Origin of the sequence: Rhodococcus sp. SG20037 (assembly GCF_031763325.1) — a bacterium.
Classification (GTDB): domain Bacteria; phylum Actinomycetota; class Actinomycetes; order Mycobacteriales; family Mycobacteriaceae; genus Rhodococcus_F; species Rhodococcus_F qingshengii.
Genome location: NZ_CP134497.1, coordinates 3430001 through 3447132, shown reverse-complemented (window position 1 = coordinate 3447132; position 17132 = coordinate 3430001). Strand labels below are relative to the sequence as shown.

Below are 17132 nucleotides of genomic sequence, written 5' to 3'. Positions count from 1 at the left end.
TTGTCCGTCGGCGTTTTCGAGAAGGGACTGACAGTGTCACGAAATGATGGGTCCGAACATGATGGGTCCGTGCACCAGGTAGTCGAGGCCGCCAGTGCACTCGACGACAAGGACTTCCTCGCGGTCGTCCGCGCAGTGGTCGAGCGTCGTCCGAGTTTGTCGGTCCTTCTTTCCGTGGTGGACACCGCTGCCGCGAGCCTCGAGCCGAACCGCGTCGAGGACGAGAACGAGATCACCGACGCCGAAGAAGTCGAACTGCCCGACACCGTTGTGGAGGTCGACGAGATCATCGACGTCCCGGTGGTACTTGCGACCGATCCGAGAATTCCCGAACCCGACTACACCGAAGGGGGAGTGCCCACTTTCGACCGCGTTCGGGAGAAGATAGAGGGGCGCTTCGGTACTTCAATAGGTTCGTCCGAACTGGCGCACGAGAGTCCTGCCGGAAAGTCCGTCGACGAGCAGTGGGACGAGCGCCAGAAGGCCGCAAAGGCCAAGCTCGAGGAGATCCGGCGATCCATGGGTAAGTAATTATGCATTCCGATGCACAATGATGCATACTGTGTGACATGACTGAAGGTGGTACGACCGAGAACGCACGCAAGCCGATCAGAGTCGCCGTTGCCGGCGCCAGTGGGTACGCCGGTGGTGAGGTTCTGCGTCTGCTTCTCGGGCACCCCTCCTATGTCGACGGCAGCCTGGTGATCGGTTCGCTGACCGCCGGTGGCAACGCCGGTTCGACGCTCGGTGAGCATCATCCGCACTTGCTTCCACTCTCGTCGCGGGTACTCGAAGAGACCACTGTCGAGATCCTCTCGGGTCACGACGTCGTCTTCCTCGGTCTCCCGCACGGAAATTCGGCTCAGTACGCCAAGTTGCTACCCGAATCGACGGTCATCATCGACTGCGGCGCGGACTTCCGGCTGCAGGATTCCGCAGCCTGGGAGAAGTACTACAAGAGCACTCATGCCGGTACCTGGCCATACGGGCTTCCTGAATTGCCCGGTGCCCGTGAGAAATTGGTAGGCGCAACCCGCATTGCCGTTCCGGGCTGCTACCCGACGGCTGCGAGCCTCGCGCTGGCCCCCGCCGTTGCCGCGGGGATCGTGGAGTCGCACGTGAACGTGGTTGCGGTCAGTGGCACTTCGGGCGCCGGCCGGGCGCCGAAGGCCGATCTGCTGGGTTCCGAGGTCATGGGCTCCGTCCGTGCGTACGGTGTCGGAGGTGTCCATCGCCACACCCCTGAGATCATTCAGAATCTTTCGGCCGCAGGCGGCAAGGACATCAGTGTTTCCTTCACTCCAGTCCTCGCGCCCATGCCGCGCGGCATCCTCGCGACCTGCACGGCAGCCACCACGGCCACCGAAGAGCAAGCGCGTGAAATCTACGAAAAGGCATACAACGACGAGCCGTTCATCCACGTACTGCCTGCCGGAGTCTTCCCGCAGACCGGTGCCGTGATCGGATCCAATGCCGTACAGATCGGGGTCACCGTTGACGCCGACGCCGGTCAGCTCGTTGTCATCTCGGCAATCGACAATCTCACCAAGGGCACCGCCGGTGGCGCGGTGCAATCGATGAATCTCGCCCTTGGCCTACCCGAGACCGCAGGTCTCTCTACCGTGGGAGTAGCTCCGTGAGCACCGACAATCCGCAGCAGATCGACAACGCAACCGAGCCTGACGCGACCGTTGCAGACGTGGTTCACGTCGCCGGGGGACGTCTGCTCCGCACGCAGGGCGTCACCGCACCTGCCGGATTCCGCGGTGCCGGAATTGCTGCCGGTATCAAGAAGAGTGGCAAGTCGGACCTCGCATTGGTGCTCAACGAGGGACCCGATCTGGCCGCTGCCGGCGTCTTCACCCTGAACAAGGTCAAGGCAGCTCCGGTGCTCTGGTCTCAGCAGGTCCTGACGACGGGCAAGCTGCGCGCGGTGGTGCTCAACTCGGGCGGCGCGAACGCCTGCACGGGCGCGGGTGGATTCCAGGATGCACACAAGACTGCCGAGGAAGTTGCTTCGGCACTGAGTAATTGGGGCACCGAGACGGGCGCGATCGAGGTCGCTGTCTGTTCGACCGGACTTATCGGTGACCGCTTGCCCATGGACAAGCTGATCCCCGGTGTCACCGAGGTAGTGCACGAACTGGCCGGCGGAATCTCCGGCGGCACCGACGCGGCATACGCGATCATGACCACCGATACCGTGCCGAAGCAGGCGTCGCTGCACCACGCGAACAAATGGAACGTCGGCGGAATGGCCAAGGGCGCAGGCATGCTCGCGCCTGCGCTGGCCACGATGCTGTGCGTCGTCACGACCGATGCTGTCGCAACGGCCGAGCAGCTCGATATTGCTCTGCGCGCCGCCACCCACCTGAGCTTCGATCGCCTCGACGTCGACGGCGCCACGTCCACCAACGACACAGTGCTCCTGTTGGCCTCCGGCGCCAGCGGTGTCACGCCGACGCAGGACGAACTGAACGCCGCAGTGCTGGCCGTGTGTGATGATCTCGCGGATCAGTTGATGGCAGACGCCGAGGGTGTCACCAAGCGGGTCAAGGTGACGGTTCGCGGCGCGGCGTCCGAGTCCGATGCGTTGATCGGCGCCCGGACCATCGCCCGCGACAGCCTGGTCAAGACAGCGCTTTTCGGTTCCGATCCCAATTGGGGTCGCGTTCTCGCCGCAGTGGGTATCGCTCCCATCGAGCTCGATCCCGATCGAATCAGTGTGTCCTTCAACGGGAGTCCCGTCTGCATCGACGGCGTCGGTGCTCCGGGGGCGCGTGAGGTGGACCTGAGTGGGATCGACATCGAACTCGACATCGATCTGGGAATCGGCAACGAGTCCGTGAGCATTCGCACCACGGACCTCTCGCATGCTTACGTCGAAGAGAACTCGGCGTATTCGTCATGACCGAGACGTATCCCGTGATCAGCGAGCATCAGAAAGCGCATGTCCTTGCCGACGCGCTGCCGTGGCTGCAGCGATTCCGCGACAAGGTGGTCGTGGTCAAGTACGGCGGAAACGCCATGATCGACGAGACGCTCAAAACGGCATTTGCCGCCGACATGGCGTTCCTGAGGACTGTCGGCATCCATCCCGTCGTCGTGCACGGCGGTGGCCCGCAGATCAACGCGATGCTGGCACGCCTTGGCATGAAGGGTGAGTTCCGCGGTGGTTTCCGGGTCACGACGCCCGAGGTGATGGACGTCGTGCGGATGGTGCTTTTCGGTCAGGTCGGCCGTGAACTCGTCGGCTTGATCAACGCGCACGGTCCTTACGCGGTCGGTATCTCCGGTGAAGATGCGCACCTGTTCACCGCTACTCGACGCACTGTTGCGGTCGAGGGGGAGCAGACCGACATCGGGCTGGTCGGGGACGTCACCACCGTGAACCCAGACGCGGTACTCGATCTCATTGCGGCAGGACGTATTCCGGTCGTCTCGACCATCGCACCCGACGCCGACGGTGTCGTCCACAACATCAACGCCGATACCGCTGCTGCAGCACTGGCCGAGGCGATCGGTGCCGAGAAGCTCGTTGTCCTCACCGACGTCGAGGGCCTGTACACCGATTGGCCGGACCGAGCCTCACTGGCCACCGAAATCGACACCGACGCCCTGGCCCAGTTGTTGCCGAGTCTCGACGCCGGCATGGTGCCCAAGATGGAGGCCTGCCTTCGCGCGGTGCGCGGAGGTGTGCCGTCGGCGCACGTGATCGACGGTCGGCTCGAACATTCAGTCCTACTCGAACTTTTCACCGGTGAAGGAATCGGCACGATGGTCGTGCCGGGTTCCTCGGTCGCCGGTCCCCAGCAGGGAGCTATCTCATGAGCACGATCGATCTGCAGCAGCGGTGGTCCGCTTCGCTGATGAACAATTACGGCGTACCCCGGGTTGCTCTCGTCCGCGGTGACGGCGCCGTACTCACCGACGCCGACGGCAAGCAGTACGTCGACTTCCTGGCCGGAATCGCGGTCAACATCCTCGGACACGGACATCCGGCCGTCGTCGAAGCCGTCACTACTCAGTTGTCGACACTCGGCCATGTTTCCAACCTGTACGCCAGCGAGCCGGTCGTCGAGTTGGCGGAGCAGTTGCTCGCTCATCTCGGCAACGTCACCGGGCGCGCGTTCTTCTGCAACTCCGGTACCGAGGCGAACGAGGCTGCCTTCAAGCTCGCTCGCGCCACCGGCCGGAAGAAGATCATCGCAGCCGAAGGCTCCTTCCACGGTCGCACGATGGGGGCACTCGCTCTGACGGGTCAGCCGGCCAAGCGGGCGCCGTTCGAACCGATGCCCGCCGGTGTCGAGTTCGTGCCGTACGGCGACGTCGAGGCACTCGAGCAGGCCGTCGATTCCGACACCGCCGCTGTGTTCCTCGAACCGATCATGGGTGAGGGCGGCGTCGTGGTGCCACCCGAGGGATACCTCGTCGAGGCTCGGCGGATCACCGCCGAGCGCGGTGCACTTCTCGTGCTCGACGAAGTGCAGACCGGCATCGGCCGGACCGGCTGGTTCTACGCCCATCAGGCAGTCGGCATCGTCCCGGACGTCATCACCCTCGCGAAGGGACTCGGTGGCGGAATGCCGATCGGCGCCTGCATCGCGACCGGGGCAACGGCCGAGTTGTTCGGACCGGGTAAGCACGGTACGACGTTCGGTGGCAATCCGGTGTGTGCTGCGGCGGCACTTGCCGTGCTGAAAACCATTGCAGCGGAAGACCTGATCTCACGCGCCGACAGCTTGGGTAAGTCGATCTCGGCGGGCATCGAAGATCTGGGACATCCGTTGGTCGACCACGTACGGGGATCAGGACTGTTGCTGGGTGTCGTGCTGACCGAGGACGTCGCGCCGGCGGTGGAAAACGCAGCGCGCGAAGCCGGGTACCTTGTGAATGCAGCGCAACCCGGAGTGATCCGGTTGGCGCCGCCGCTCATCCTCACGGACGAGCAGGCCGAAACCTTCGTGGCAGCACTACCTGCCATCTTCGACAGCGCACTATCGGCTGACCAGCCGGGGGAGAAGTGACTACCGTGGTGAAACACTTTCTCAGGGACGACGATCTGACTCCTGCGCAGCAGGCCGAAGTTCTCGAACTCGCAGCGATTCTCAAGAAGGACCCGTTCGCTCGGCGTCCGCTCGAGGGTCCCCGCGGAGTCGGTGTCATCTTCGAGAAGAACTCGACGCGTACACGTTTCTCGTTCGAGATGGGCATCGCACAGATGGGCGGCCACGCTGTCGTCGTAGACGGGCGCAGCACTCAACTCGGTCGTGAAGAGACCTTGGCGGACACCGGACGCGTTCTCTCCCGCTACGTCGATGCCGTCGTGTGGCGCACGTTCGGCCAGAAGCGACTGGAGCAAATGGCTACGGGCGCAACGATTCCCATCGTCAACGCATTGTCCGACGAATTTCATCCCTGTCAGGTTCTGGCCGATCTGCAAACGCTGATCGAACAGAAGGGTGAGCTCAAGGGGCTGAAGCTGACCTACCTGGGCGACGGCGCCAACAACATGGCTCACTCGCTGATGCTCGGCGGAGTGACCGCAGGCATCGACGTCACCATCGCAAGCCCCGCCGGCTTCGAACCGGCGGACTGGGTCGTGGCAGCAGCACGCAAACGCGCCGAGGAAACCGGCGCGACCATCACCCTGACGCAGGACCCACAGGCCGGCGTCGTCGGCGCCGACGCGTTGGTCACCGACACCTGGACCTCGATGGGTCAGGAGAACGACGGGCTCGATCGGGTCGGACCTTTCCGTCCGTTCCAGATCAACAAGGAACTGCTCGCAAAAGCAGATCCGAAGGCTGTCGTCCTGCACTGCCTGCCGGCCCATCGCGGCGAAGAGGTCACCGACGAGGTTCTCGACGGACCCCAGAGCGTCGTCTGGGACGAGGCGGAGAACCGTCTGCACGCCCAGAAGGCGTTGCTCGTGTGGCTGTTGGAACAGCGAACCCAACTGGACCAGGCGTGAGCGTCGCTCCCACTCGGGCCGGTCGCCAGTCGCGCATCATCGCGCTGCTGGCGGCGCACCCCGTCCGAAGTCAGACGGAGTTGGCGGCGTTGCTCGGTGCCGAGGGCATCGAAGCGACGCAAGCCACTCTCTCTCGTGACCTCGAAGAGTTGGGAGCGGTGAAACTGCGAGCCGCCGACGGCGGCGCCGGTGTTTACGTGGTGCCGGAGGACGGGAACCCGGTACGCGGTGTGGCCGGCGGTACCGACCGCCTCTCACGGCTGTTGGGTGAGTTGTTGGTCTCCACCGATTTCAGCGGCAACATGGCGATCCTCCGGACACCGCCGGGAGCCGCGCACTACCTCGCGAGCGCACTGGATCGGTCCTCGATGCCGGACATCGTGGGCACGATCGCCGGAGATGACACCATCTTCGTAGTGGCCCGGGAACCGCTTTCCGGAGCGGAACTCGCGGCCATGATCGAATCGCTCGCCTGACCCCTTATTCTTTGATAGAGATTTTCAACCGAAGGAGCACAAAAACCATGGCCGATCGCGTCGTACTCGCCTACTCGGGCGGGCTGGACACTTCTGTTGCCATCAGTTGGATCGGTAAGGAGACCGGCGCTGAAGTTGTCGCCGTCGCCATCGATCTGGGGCAGGGTGGCGAGGACATGGAGGTCGTGCGTCAGCGCGCGATCGACTGCGGCGCAGTCGAATCCGTTGTCGTCGACGCCCGCGACGAGTTCGCGGACGAGTACTGCTTGCCGACCATCGCGGCCAACGCCCTGTACATGGACCGCTACCCGCTGGTCTCGGCCATCAGCCGTCCGCTGATCGTCAAGCACATCGTCGAAGCTGCACGCTCGCACGGCGGCACCATCGTCTCGCACGGTTGCACCGGTAAGGGCAACGACCAGGTTCGCTTCGAGGTCGGATTCGGCGCCCTCGCACCCGACCTTCAGGTCATCGCACCGGTCCGCGACTACGCCTGGACCCGCGAGAAGGCCATCGCCTTCGCCGAAGAGAACAACATCCCGATCAACGTCTCCAAGAAGTCGCCGTTCTCGATCGACCAGAACGTCTGGGGCCGCGCCGTCGAAACCGGATTCCTCGAGGATCTGTGGAACGCGCCGACGAAGGACGTCTACGACTACACCCAGGACCCGACGGTCAACTGGAACGCACCCGACGAGCTCATCATCAGCTTCGACAAGGGCCGCCCGGTCGCCATCGACGGCCGCCCGGTGTCGGTTCTCGAAGCCATCCAGGAACTGAACAAGCGCGCAGGCGCTCAGGGCGTCGGCCGTCTCGACGTCGTCGAGGACCGTCTCGTGGGCATCAAGAGCCGTGAGATCTACGAAGCTCCCGGCGCCATGGTTCTCATCACCGCACACCAGGAACTCGAGCACGTCACCCTCGAACGCGAACTCGGTCGCTACAAGCGTCAGATGGAGCAGCGTTGGTCCGAGCTTGTCTACGACGGCCTCTGGTTCTCGCCCCTCAAGGACGCGCTGGACACGTTCGTCAACAAGACGCAGGAACGCGTTACCGGCGACATCCGTCTCTTCCTGCACGGTGGAGCCATCACCGTCAACGGTCGTCGCAGCCCGGAGTCGCTCTACGACTTCAACCTCGCGACGTACGACGAGGGCGACAGCTTCGACCAGTCCGCATCGAAGGGCTTCGTCGAGATCCACGGTCTGTCGTCGAAGGTCGCCGCGAAGCGCGATCTGGGACTCTGAGCCATGACGGCTCGCGGTGACGGAGACGCTCAAAAACACGGCACCAACGAAGGTGCGCTGTGGGGCGGGCGGTTCGAGTCCGGACCGGCCGCTGCCATGGCGGCGCTGAGCAAGTCGACTCACTTCGACTGGGTCCTCGCTCCGTACGACGTGCGGGCGTCGCAGGCGCATGCGCGTGTGCTGAACAAGGCCGGTCTGCTCAGCGAAGCCGATCTCGTGACAATGCTCGACGGTCTCGACCGTCTGGCGGCAGATGTCGCCAGTGGCGCCTTCGGGCCCAGTGATTCGGACGAGGACGTACACGGCGCACTCGAGCGTGGTCTGATCGAGCGTGTCGGGCCTGAGGTCGGTGGACGCCTGCGTGCTGGACGTTCACGAAACGACCAGGTGGCCACGCTGTTCCGCATGTGGCTTCGCGATGCGGTCCGCCGCATCTCCACCGGAGTTCTCGACGTGGTCGATGCTTTGGCGACTCAGGCCGGGGCGCATCCGGATGCCGTGATGCCGGGCAAGACGCACCTGCAGGCGGCTCAGCCGGTCCTGTTGGCGCATCACCTGCTCGCTCACGCACATCCACTGTTGCGGGACGTGCAGCGCCTTCGCGACTTCGACGTGCGAGCTGCGGTGTCCCCGTACGGTTCCGGTGCACTGGCCGGTTCCTCGCTCGGTCTCGACCCCGAAGCCATTGCAGCGGAATTGAAGTTCGACAGCTCGGCCGAGAACTCGATCGACGCAACGGCTTCGCGTGATTTTGCGGCCGAGGCAGCGTTCGTGCTTGCGATGATCGGTGTCGATCTCTCCCGTATGGCGGAAGAGATCATCATCTGGAGCACACCGGAGTTCGGCTACATCACGCTTGCCGACGCATGGTCGACGGGATCGTCGATCATGCCGCAGAAGAAGAATCCGGATGTCTCGGAACTGACGCGCGGTAAGTCGGGTCGTTTGATCGGCAACCTGACCGGATTGTTGGCGACGCTCAAGGCTCAGCCGCTGGCGTACAACCGCGATCTGCAAGAGGACAAGGAACCGGTTTTCGACTCGGTTGCGCAGCTCGAGATGCTGCTCCCGGCCATCACCGGTCTGGTGCAGACGCTCGAGTTCCACACCGAGCACATGGCGGAACTAGCTCCGGCAGGGTTCACGTTGGCCACCGACATCGCGGAGTGGATGGTGCGTCAGGGCGTGCCGTTCCGGGTTGCCCACGAGGCTGCCGGAGCGTGTGTGCGTGTCGCCGAAGCACGAGGGGTCGGACTCGAAGATCTCACGGACGAGGAGCTGGCCGGCGTCGACAGCGCGCTGACACCCGCTGTTCGTGAGGTGCTGACAGTCGAGGGTTCCATTGCTTCGCGCAACGCGCGAGGCGGCACTGCGGGGGTGCGGGTTGCCGAGCAGCTGGACGGAGTCAAAGCAGTGGCGCAGTCACTGCGGGAATGGACCCTGTGACCTCGCGGTCACGAGTGTTGTCGCTCTCTTTTCGGCAGTAGTCCTTCGGTCGTACGCGGTCAGGTAGCAGAATTTGCTCCCTGACCGCGTACGCGTATTCGTCGTCAGTAGGCTTGTCGCGCGCGGGAAAAATGAGACTGACGTCACATGGTGAGTAACTTGGGAGTGAAATGGTGGGATTGAATTCCAAGTCTGTGCTGGGCCCGATTCGTCGGGTGGTTGCGACAGCACAAAACGGCCTCGAGGTCGTCCGGTTGGGTGGGCTGGAAACGGATGCGACCACGTCGCCGTTCGAGATCGTCGAACGCGCAGCGATGTATCGGCTACGGCGCTACTTCCCGGACAGTGACCCGGAAACCGTCGGCGCACCGATCTTGCTGATCCCGCCGATGATGATGTCGGCGAACGTGTACGACGTGACCCGTGACCAGGGCGCTGTGGGAATTCTGCACGAGATGGGCCTTGATCCCTGGGTCGTCGATTTCGGTTCGCCCGACTCCGAAGAGGGCGGTTGGGATCGTAACCTCGCCGATCACATCATCGCTCTCAGCGACATCGTCGATCACATCCACCGTCACACCGGAAAAGATGTTCACATCTCCGGTTATTCGCAGGGTGGCATGTTCGCCTATCAGGCTGCCGCGTATCGGCGTAGTCGAAACATCGCCAGCGTCATCACCTTCGGCAGTCCGGTCGACACACTCGCCGCGCTACCCTTCGGCATCCCGGCGGGATTGGCAACCAAGGGTGCAGATTTCCTCGCCGATCACGTCTTCAATCGCCTGGCGGTCACCGGGTGGATGGCCCGTACCGGGTTCCAGTTGCTCGATCCCGTGAAGACGCTGAAGATGCGCGTCGACTTTCTGCTTCAACTGCACGACCGTGAGGCGTTGCTTCCGCGGGAGCAGCAACGCCGCTTCCTCGCGACCGAGGGTTGGGTCGCGTGGTCGGGGCCCGCGGTAGCCGAACTGCTCAAGCAGTTCATCGTGCACAACCGAATGATGACCGGTGGGTTCGTCATCAAGGATCAATTGGTCTCGCTCGCCGAGATCACCTGCCCCATCCTGGCATTCGTCGGTGAGGTCGACGACATCGGCCAGCCGCAAGCGGTTCGAGGCATCAGTCAAGCCGCTCCGCGGGCGAAGGTCTACGAATCTACCTTGCGTGCAGGCCATTTCGGTTTGGTTGTCGGTTCCACCGCGGCCAATCACACCTGGCCGACCACCGGTGAATTCGTACAGTGGACCGAGACGGGTGGACCCCTCCCGGACCGTATCGCGAACATGGTCTACGGCGCCGACCTCGAAGACCAGACCGGTGTGTCGATCAGCAATCGGATCATCCACACCGTCGCCTCGGTCGCTGAAGTAGGTGCAGGAGTCACCAAGGGAATCAGTGACCTTGCCGCCGGTGCGTTGCGCGGCACTTTCGAATTGTCGGGAGAAGCGGCACGAGCGTTGCCACGTCTGGCTCGACTCAACCAGATTCAGCCGCACACCAAGATCTCGCTGAGCCAGTTGCTGGCGGAGCAGCGTCGAAAGGCGCCGAACGGCGAGTGCTTCCTCTTCGACAATCGCGTGCACACCTATGAAGCGGTCAACGCGCGTATCGACAATGTCGTGCGTGGATTGATCTCCGTGGGAGTGCGTCCGGCAGCGCATGTCGGTGTCCTGATGGAGACCCGCCCCAGCGCACTCGCGGCCATCGCGGCCCTGTCGCGACTTGGTGCCGTCGCGGTCATGCTTCCGCCAGGCTCCGACATCACGGCGGCGGTCAAGCTGGGGTCGGTCGATCGGATCATCACCGATCCGGAAAACGTCGATGCTGCAGTGGTTACCGGTCGGCCGGTACTGGTGCTCGGCGGCGGCGATGCCCGTGGCCTCGAGGTGGATCCGTCACACGACGTGATCGATCTCGAACAAATCGATCCGACGAAGGTCAATCTGCCCGGGTGGTACCGACCGGATCCCGGTGTCGCCCGCGAACTCGCCTTCATCATCTTTGCGGAATCCGGCGGTGTGCTCGAGGCCAAGCAGATCACCAACTACCGGTGGGCACTGTCGGCCTTCGGCACGGCCACGGCGGCAGATCTCGATCGCGGTGACACCGTGTACTGCCTTGCACCACTCCATCATTCGTCGAGTCTGCTCGCGACCATCGGTGGTGCCATGGCCGGTGGCTCACGCATTGCGCTCTCACGTGGACTGAACCCCGCGAGGTTCGTCGAGGAAATCCACCGCTACGGCGTGACGGTCGTGAGTTACACGTGGTCGATGATGCGCGAGATACTCGACGAGGATCTTCTTCTCATCGACGGTAGTCATCCGGTCCGCCTGTTCATCGGTTCGGGCATGCCCCATGGTCTGTGGAAGCGGACAACGGAGGCGTTCGACCCCGCGCAGGTACTCGAGTTCTATGCGTCGACCGAAGGCGACGTGATTCTTGCCAATGTTGCAGGCTCCAAAGTTGGTTCCAAGGGGCGCCCACTGCCGGGTAGCGCGCAGGTGCGGTTGGCGGCATACGACCCGCTGAGTGGTCGGCTCCTCGAGAACGGAAACGGATTTGTCCGTGAGTGCGCCGAAGACGAGGTCGGATTGCTGCTCGGGCGCGCGGGATTCACCGCCGATCTCTCGGGCGGAGCCATGCGAGGTCTCTTCCAAGCCGGCGATTCGTGGATTCCCACCGAAAATCTCTTCCGCCGGGACGCCGACGGCGACTACTGGCTGATCGACCACAAGAACACGGTCATTTCCACGGTCCGCGGTCCCGTCTTCACCCAGCCGATCGTCGACGCGTTGTCGAGTGTGGCGCGGGTGGATCTTGCCGTCGCATACGGAGTCGGTGACGCGCCGCATCAGCTCGCGGTCGCTGCCGTGACATGGCGTCCGGGGCGGCAGTTCCGTTCTGCCGAGCTTGCAGAGGCCCTCTCGCGCATCGCTTTCGACGCTCGTCCGGATATCGTGCACGTGGTTGACGAGATCCCGGTGGGTTCGTCGTACCGTCCGAGCTCCACTGCGTTGGCTGCGGCCGGATTGCCGGCGCCGGGGCCACGGACCTGGTTCCTCGATTCCGAGTCGCAGTCGTACAAGCGGCTGACCAAGGCAATTGCCGCGCAGTTGATGCCGACGAGGGTGAGCACCGGAGCACGGTAGCCTGAGGACATTCTGTTTGATCGGTTCGAGAGGACACACGTGGCTATTGATTCGACGTTGCTCAGCATTTTGGCCTGCCCCCAGGACAAAGGCCCGCTGCTGCTGGTCGGGGACGAGTTGCTCTACAACCCGCGCCTGCGACGTGCCTACCCGATCGAGAACGGCATTCCCGTTCTGTTGATCGACGAGGCACGCGATGTAGCGGACGACGAACACGAGAAGTTGCTCGCGCGGGCTGAAGGCTAGATCGGTAATTCACCGATCAGGTACCGCTGGAGGTTCGGCGCCACCAGCGGTACCAACGCGTCAACGCTCAATGATGCGAGTGGTTCGAGTCCGAGCACATATCGCGTGACAAGCAGTCCGGCCATCTGAGATGCCACCAATTCCGCTCTGATCAAGCCGGTACCAGGTGGTGTGTCCACCCGCGGAATGATGTCGCGCAATACGACATCGAGCAGAAAGCTCTGGATCAACTGCGATCCGTCGCCGGAAATGGCTGATCGAAAAGCCGCCAGAATCGCCGGCTGGTGTTCCGAATCCCATAGCCCGATCACCGCCCGGAGAAGGCTTTCGCCGAGGTTTTCGGTCGGGGAGGTGTGAACCGGTCCCAGTACCTTTGCTGGATCGATCGGTAGCGCGATCGCAGCGGTGAACAACTGCTCCTTGCTCCCGAAATGGTGATGAATCATAGCCGGATCGACGTCAGCGGCCGCAGCTATCGATCGAACGGTTGTTCGTCGAAAACCGTTCTGGGAGAACGCCCGTCGCGCCGAATCGAGGATCTGCGCGCGAGTCTCCGACTTGCCCGGTCGTCGCCCCGAACGAATCGGTGCAGGACTCGTGTCCTTGTCGGTCATGGAGTGCGGCGATCGAGTGTGGCCGCGGCCAGCGAGAGTGCGGCGGCGGCGAAGCCCGCCATGACGGCGAGATCACGCCACATCTGACCCGTCGCGTCGGCATGCATCGACACTTGCTGAAGTGCGTCGACGGCGTAGCTCAAGGGGAGGACGTTGCTGATCCATTCGAGCCAGGTCGGCAATTGGTCGCGCGGTACCAGGAGTCCGCAGAGGAAGAGCTGTGGAACCACAACTACCGGCATGAATTGCACCGCTTGGAACTCGGTCTTCGCGAATGCGCTGGCCAACAGGCCTAGCGCAACGCCCAGTATTGCGCCGAGAACTGCAATGACGATGACCCAGGCAAGACTGCCGGCGATGGTGAGTCCGAGGAATCCGAAAGCAACCGCGCACGCGAGGGCTGCCTGAGCGGCGGCGGAGAGCGAAAATGCCGCCCCGTATCCGGCGAGAAGGTCGAGTTTGCCCATCGGTGTGGTGAGCAGGCGTTCGAGGGTTCCTGAACTGCGTTCGCGTTGCATCGCGATGGACGTGACCAGGAACATGACGACAAACGGCAAGATTCCCAACATCGTGATCGCCACTCGTTGGAAGAGCGAAACCTGGCCGGGTGGCGTCGGGACGTCTTGGTAGAGGAAATAGAGCAGAATCATCAGTAACGACGGGACCAACAAGATCATGGCCACCGTGCGGTGATCTTGGCGGAGCTGAAGCAGAATGCGTACGGTCGTAGCACCGAAGATCCTGATGCTCATGATATTTCGCCTCCGACGGGTGAAGTCCGAATCAGCTCGAGAAAGGCGTCCTCGAGCCGTTCACATCTGGTTTTGGCGCGCAATTCATCGGGTGTGAGTTGAGCGAGGAGGTGCCCGTCTCGCATCAGGATCAGCTCAGCGCAGTGGTCGGCCTCATCCATGACGTGGCTGGAGACCAACAGGGTGGTTCCGCTGCGAGCAAGGTCAGCGAATCGTTCCCACAATTCGACGCGAAGCACCGGATCGAGGCCGACGGTCGGTTCGTCGAGGATCAACACATCAGGTGACGCCACCAACGCGCAAGCCAGCGAGACTCGCCCGCGTTGACCACCAGACAGATCGGCGGCGGTCTGGTCGGCGTATCGGCTCAATCCGACGGCGTCGACCGCTGCTGCGACGTCGGCGCCGGACTTGCCGTAAAGAGCGCCGAAGTACTGGACGTTTCGAGTGACCGTCAGGTCGCCGTACACGCTGGGGGATTGGGTGACATATCCGACCCGGTGGCGAAGAGCAACGGAACCGGCGAGATCGCCCAGCACTCTGACCTCACCACTTTCGACGATCTGTGTTCCGACAATCGCGCGCATCAGGGTTGTCTTGCCGCAGCCGGACGGGCCGAGCAGTCCGGTGATCGATCCTGCTGATACCTGCAGGTCAAGCGAGTGAAGAACTTCGTGCTTGCCGCGAACGACTCGTAGTCCGCGGATATCTATTGCCGGCGTTGTGGTCACGGTTCGCCTCGTTTCAATAATTCATCACTTGTTGAATTATGCGACTCGGCCGACCGATGAGTCAACGGCGTGGGCACAATCGAAGGGTGAGCATCGAGACCTTGGAAAATGTGGAGAACCCGTTGGAAGCGGGCCTGACAATTCTCGGCTCGACCCTGACCGTCGACGACATCTCGCTGAGGATCGTCGAGGTCGAGGCGTACGGAGGGGAGAAGGACGGGCCATGGCCGGATCCGGCAGCACATTCGTATCGGGGGAGAACGCCGCGGAACAGCGTGATGTTCGGGCGGGCGGGGCGTCTCTACGTCTACCGCAGCTATGGAATGCACTTTTGTATGAACATCTCGTACGGCCCGGATGGTGTCGCGGGCGGTGTTCTGCTCCGAGCCGCCGAAATCGAAGCCGGCCACGATGTGGTGTCCGCAAGGAGATCGCCGGACCGGCCGTCTCACCAATGGGCCAGAGGGCCGGGTAATCTCGGCGCTTCCGCCGCAATCACGCTGGGGGACAACGGAACAGACGTGTTCGACCCGGCGTCGCGGATTCGGCTCGAATTGGGGGAGTCGAAGGAATGGGTGAGCGGACCGCGGGTGGGTGTCAGCACCGCGGCGGAGGTCCCGTGGCGCCTCTGGATTCCGGACTCCCCGGCGGTGTCCGCGTATCGCCGAAGCCCGCGAGCGCCGGTCATTTCGTGAAGATGGGATGATCGAGTCCGTGACTGAGAATATTCTCGACGAACTGACCTGGCGCGGGCTGATCGCCCAATCAACCGATCTCGACGCTTTGCGTAAAGATCTCGAGGCCGGACCGGTCACGTTGTATGCGGGCTTCGACCCGACAGGACCGAGCCTGCACGCAGGTCACCTGGTTCCGCTCCTCGCGCTCAAGCGGTTTCAGCGCGCCGGCAACCGCCCGATCGTTCTTGCCGGCGGTGCAACGGGCCTGATCGGAGACCCCCGTGACGTCGGGGAACGGACGATGAACTCCGCCGATACCGTCGCGGACTGGGCAGGTCGCATCCGTGGTCAGCTCGAAAGATTCGTGGATTTCGACGATTCGCCGACGAGCGCGGTCATCGAGAACAACATGAACTGGACCGGCAAGATGTCGGCCATCGACTTCCTGCGTGATGTCGGTAAACACTTCTCCGTGAACGTCATGCTTGCGCGTGACACCGTGAAGCGTCGTCTCGAGTCGGACGGGATGTCGTACACCGAGTTCAGCTACATGCTGCTCCAGGCCAACGACTACCTGCACTTGCGACGCGATCTCGGCTGCACTCTGCAGGTCGGCGGGTCCGATCAGTGGGGCAACATCATTGCCGGCGTCGAACTCAACCGTCGTGTCGACGGTGAGAGCGTTCATGCAATGACGGTTCCGCTGGTGACCTCGGCCGATGGCAAAAAGTTCGGAAAGTCGACCGGTGGCGGAAGTTTGTGGCTCGACCCCGAGATGACCAGCCCGTACGCCTGGTACCAGTACTTCGTGAACACTGGCGACGCCGACGTGATCAAGTACCTGCGCTGGTTCACCTTCCTGACTGCGGACGAACTCGCGGAGCTGGAGACTGCAACAGCGGAGCGGCCGCATGCGCGAGAAGCGCAGAAGCGACTTGCCGCGGAGATGACGACCTTGGTTCACGGGGAACACAACACCCGTGCTGTCGAGCTCGCCAGTCAGGCGTTGTTCGGCAAGGCGGAGCTGGCGGAACTCGACGAGTCGACGCTAGCCGCGGCGCTGAAAGAAGCATCGGTCAGCGAATTGGCGCCGGGGGAGCCGCGCACGATCATCGATCTGCTCGTGACGAGCGGCTTGTGCGAGAGCAAGGGGGCCGCTCGACGCGCCGTGAAAGAGGGCGGTGCTTCGGTGAACAACCAGAAGGTGTCGGCCGACGACTGGGAGCCCACCGCATCCGATCTGCTTCACGGCAGCTGGTTGGTCGTCCGGCGCGGAAAGCGCAACTTCGCCGGCGTGAGAATCCTTCCAAACTGACGTGTGTGGGGTCACAGTTGTCTTGCGGGGCTCCTGTGGCCGCTGGTGGCCCGCCTCCGGGCGGGCTACCAGCGGATTTAACCTGTCGAACATCTGCGACCTGCACGTTTGACGCTCAGTTTTCATTCGCGTAACTTTGTCCAAGTCAGAGCGACACGGACACCAACCCCGACCGACAGGCCGGGGAAACGCGGTTGGACGAAGTCGGAGACAATCACGCTCAGCGGGAACTTGCTTCCCTGGAGCGAACAAGCTAAGATTGTAACCCTTGCCCCGGAGCTTTCAACCTGGTTGAAGTGATGGTGTGTGCGTGTTCTTTGAGAACTCAACAGTGTGTCGATGAATGTCAGTGCCAAATTTTTTTGGTACTTCGCATGTCGGATTATGTTCCGGGCCTTCGGGTTTCGGTTCTGATGTTTGGGGTGTGAGTATTTTTCGTCGGTGATTGTTCATTCTTCCGTCTGAATGGTTGCCGACACATTTTTTGCTAGTTGAGTTTTTT

Annotated in this window: 16 protein-coding genes; 13 read left to right on the top strand and 3 right to left on the bottom strand. The window is 62.8% G+C overall.

Translation table 11 applies throughout. The features are described 5' to 3' along the window. The first annotated feature begins 69 nt into the window (after window positions 1-69). The 11 genes from RHP72_RS15870 (at window position 70) to RHP72_RS15820 (ending at window position 12541) form a co-directional block, all read left to right on the top strand. On the top strand, window positions 70-531 hold the full coding sequence (locus RHP72_RS15870; protein ID WP_054187435.1) for a hypothetical protein: 462 nt from the start codon (window positions 70-72) through the stop codon (window positions 529-531). Between the two features lie 38 nt (window positions 532-569). After that, entirely contained in the window at window positions 570-1640 is a 1071-nt protein-coding gene (gene argC / locus RHP72_RS15865; RefSeq protein WP_030536727.1) for an N-acetyl-gamma-glutamyl-phosphate reductase, read from the top strand. Window positions 1641-1660: 20 nt separating this feature from the next. After that, complete coding sequence (gene argJ, locus RHP72_RS15860; protein ID WP_064444684.1) at window positions 1661-2911, top strand: bifunctional glutamate N-acetyltransferase/amino-acid acetyltransferase ArgJ; 1251 nt, start codon at window positions 1661-1663, stop codon at window positions 2909-2911. Next, window positions 2908-3831: an acetylglutamate kinase gene (argB, locus tag RHP72_RS15855; protein WP_007736229.1), complete on the top strand. Its 924-nt coding sequence runs from the start codon at window positions 2908-2910 to the stop codon at window positions 3829-3831. The genes argJ and argB overlap by 4 nt, the downstream gene beginning before the upstream one ends. Beyond that, window positions 3828-5027 carry an acetylornithine transaminase gene (locus RHP72_RS15850; RefSeq protein ID WP_003944100.1) on the top strand — a complete coding sequence of 400 codons (1200 nt, stop codon included), beginning with the start codon at window positions 3828-3830 and terminating at the stop codon, window positions 5025-5027. The genes argB and RHP72_RS15850 overlap by 4 nt, the downstream gene beginning before the upstream one ends. Further along, a complete protein-coding gene (gene argF / locus RHP72_RS15845) occupies window positions 5024-5974 on the top strand; it encodes an ornithine carbamoyltransferase (RefSeq protein ID WP_064075615.1) in 951 nt (316 codons plus the stop codon). The genes RHP72_RS15850 and argF overlap by 4 nt, the downstream gene beginning before the upstream one ends. Continuing rightward, the gene (locus RHP72_RS15840) at window positions 5971-6450 is read left to right on the top strand and encodes an arginine repressor (RefSeq protein WP_007736224.1); all 480 of its coding nucleotides are present in this window, start codon (window positions 5971-5973) and stop codon (window positions 6448-6450) included. The genes argF and RHP72_RS15840 overlap by 4 nt, the downstream gene beginning before the upstream one ends. A gap of 47 nt (window positions 6451-6497) precedes the next feature. Further along, on the top strand, window positions 6498-7697 hold the full coding sequence (locus RHP72_RS15835) for an argininosuccinate synthase (RefSeq protein WP_007736221.1): 1200 nt from the start codon (window positions 6498-6500) through the stop codon (window positions 7695-7697). A gap of 3 nt (window positions 7698-7700) precedes the next feature. Then, the gene (gene argH, locus RHP72_RS15830) at window positions 7701-9143 is read left to right on the top strand and encodes an argininosuccinate lyase (RefSeq protein WP_311093579.1); all 1443 of its coding nucleotides are present in this window, start codon (window positions 7701-7703) and stop codon (window positions 9141-9143) included. A gap of 170 nt (window positions 9144-9313) precedes the next feature. After that, window positions 9314-12295: an acyl-CoA synthetase gene (locus RHP72_RS15825; RefSeq protein ID WP_007736206.1), complete on the top strand. Its 2982-nt coding sequence runs from the start codon at window positions 9314-9316 to the stop codon at window positions 12293-12295. A gap of 39 nt (window positions 12296-12334) precedes the next feature. Continuing rightward, window positions 12335-12541, top strand: a complete 207-nt coding sequence (locus RHP72_RS15820; protein ID WP_003944045.1) for a Trm112 family protein — start codon at window positions 12335-12337, stop codon at window positions 12539-12541. On the opposite strand, the gene RHP72_RS15815 is transcribed toward RHP72_RS15820, so the two are convergent. Genes RHP72_RS15815 through RHP72_RS15805 form a run of 3 tightly spaced genes read right to left on the bottom strand, consistent with a single transcriptional unit; the run spans window position 12538 to window position 14638 of the window. After that, the gene (locus RHP72_RS15815) at window positions 12538-13155 is read right to left on the bottom strand and encodes a TetR family transcriptional regulator (protein ID WP_030536723.1); all 618 of its coding nucleotides are present in this window, start codon (window positions 13153-13155) and stop codon (window positions 12538-12540) included. The two genes, RHP72_RS15820 and RHP72_RS15815, sit on opposite strands and share 4 nt — an antisense overlap. After that, window positions 13152-13907: an ABC transporter permease gene (locus RHP72_RS15810; RefSeq protein WP_003944033.1), complete on the bottom strand. Its 756-nt coding sequence runs from the start codon at window positions 13905-13907 to the stop codon at window positions 13152-13154. Before RHP72_RS15810 ends, RHP72_RS15815 begins: the two co-directional genes overlap by 4 nt. Next, the gene (locus RHP72_RS15805; RefSeq protein ID WP_007736198.1) at window positions 13904-14638 is read right to left on the bottom strand and encodes an ABC transporter ATP-binding protein; all 735 of its coding nucleotides are present in this window, start codon (window positions 14636-14638) and stop codon (window positions 13904-13906) included. Before RHP72_RS15805 ends, RHP72_RS15810 begins: the two co-directional genes overlap by 4 nt. Before the next feature lie 86 nt (window positions 14639-14724). On the opposite strand from RHP72_RS15805, the gene RHP72_RS15800 reads away from it, so the two are divergent. Next, window positions 14725-15333 carry a DNA-3-methyladenine glycosylase gene (locus tag RHP72_RS15800; protein WP_311093578.1) on the top strand — a complete coding sequence of 203 codons (609 nt, stop codon included), beginning with the start codon at window positions 14725-14727 and terminating at the stop codon, window positions 15331-15333. 19 nt (window positions 15334-15352) lie between these two features. Beyond that, a complete protein-coding gene (tyrS, locus tag RHP72_RS15795) occupies window positions 15353-16630 on the top strand; it encodes a tyrosine--tRNA ligase (RefSeq protein ID WP_007736194.1) in 1278 nt (425 codons plus the stop codon). Window positions 16631-17132 lie beyond the last annotated feature (502 nt).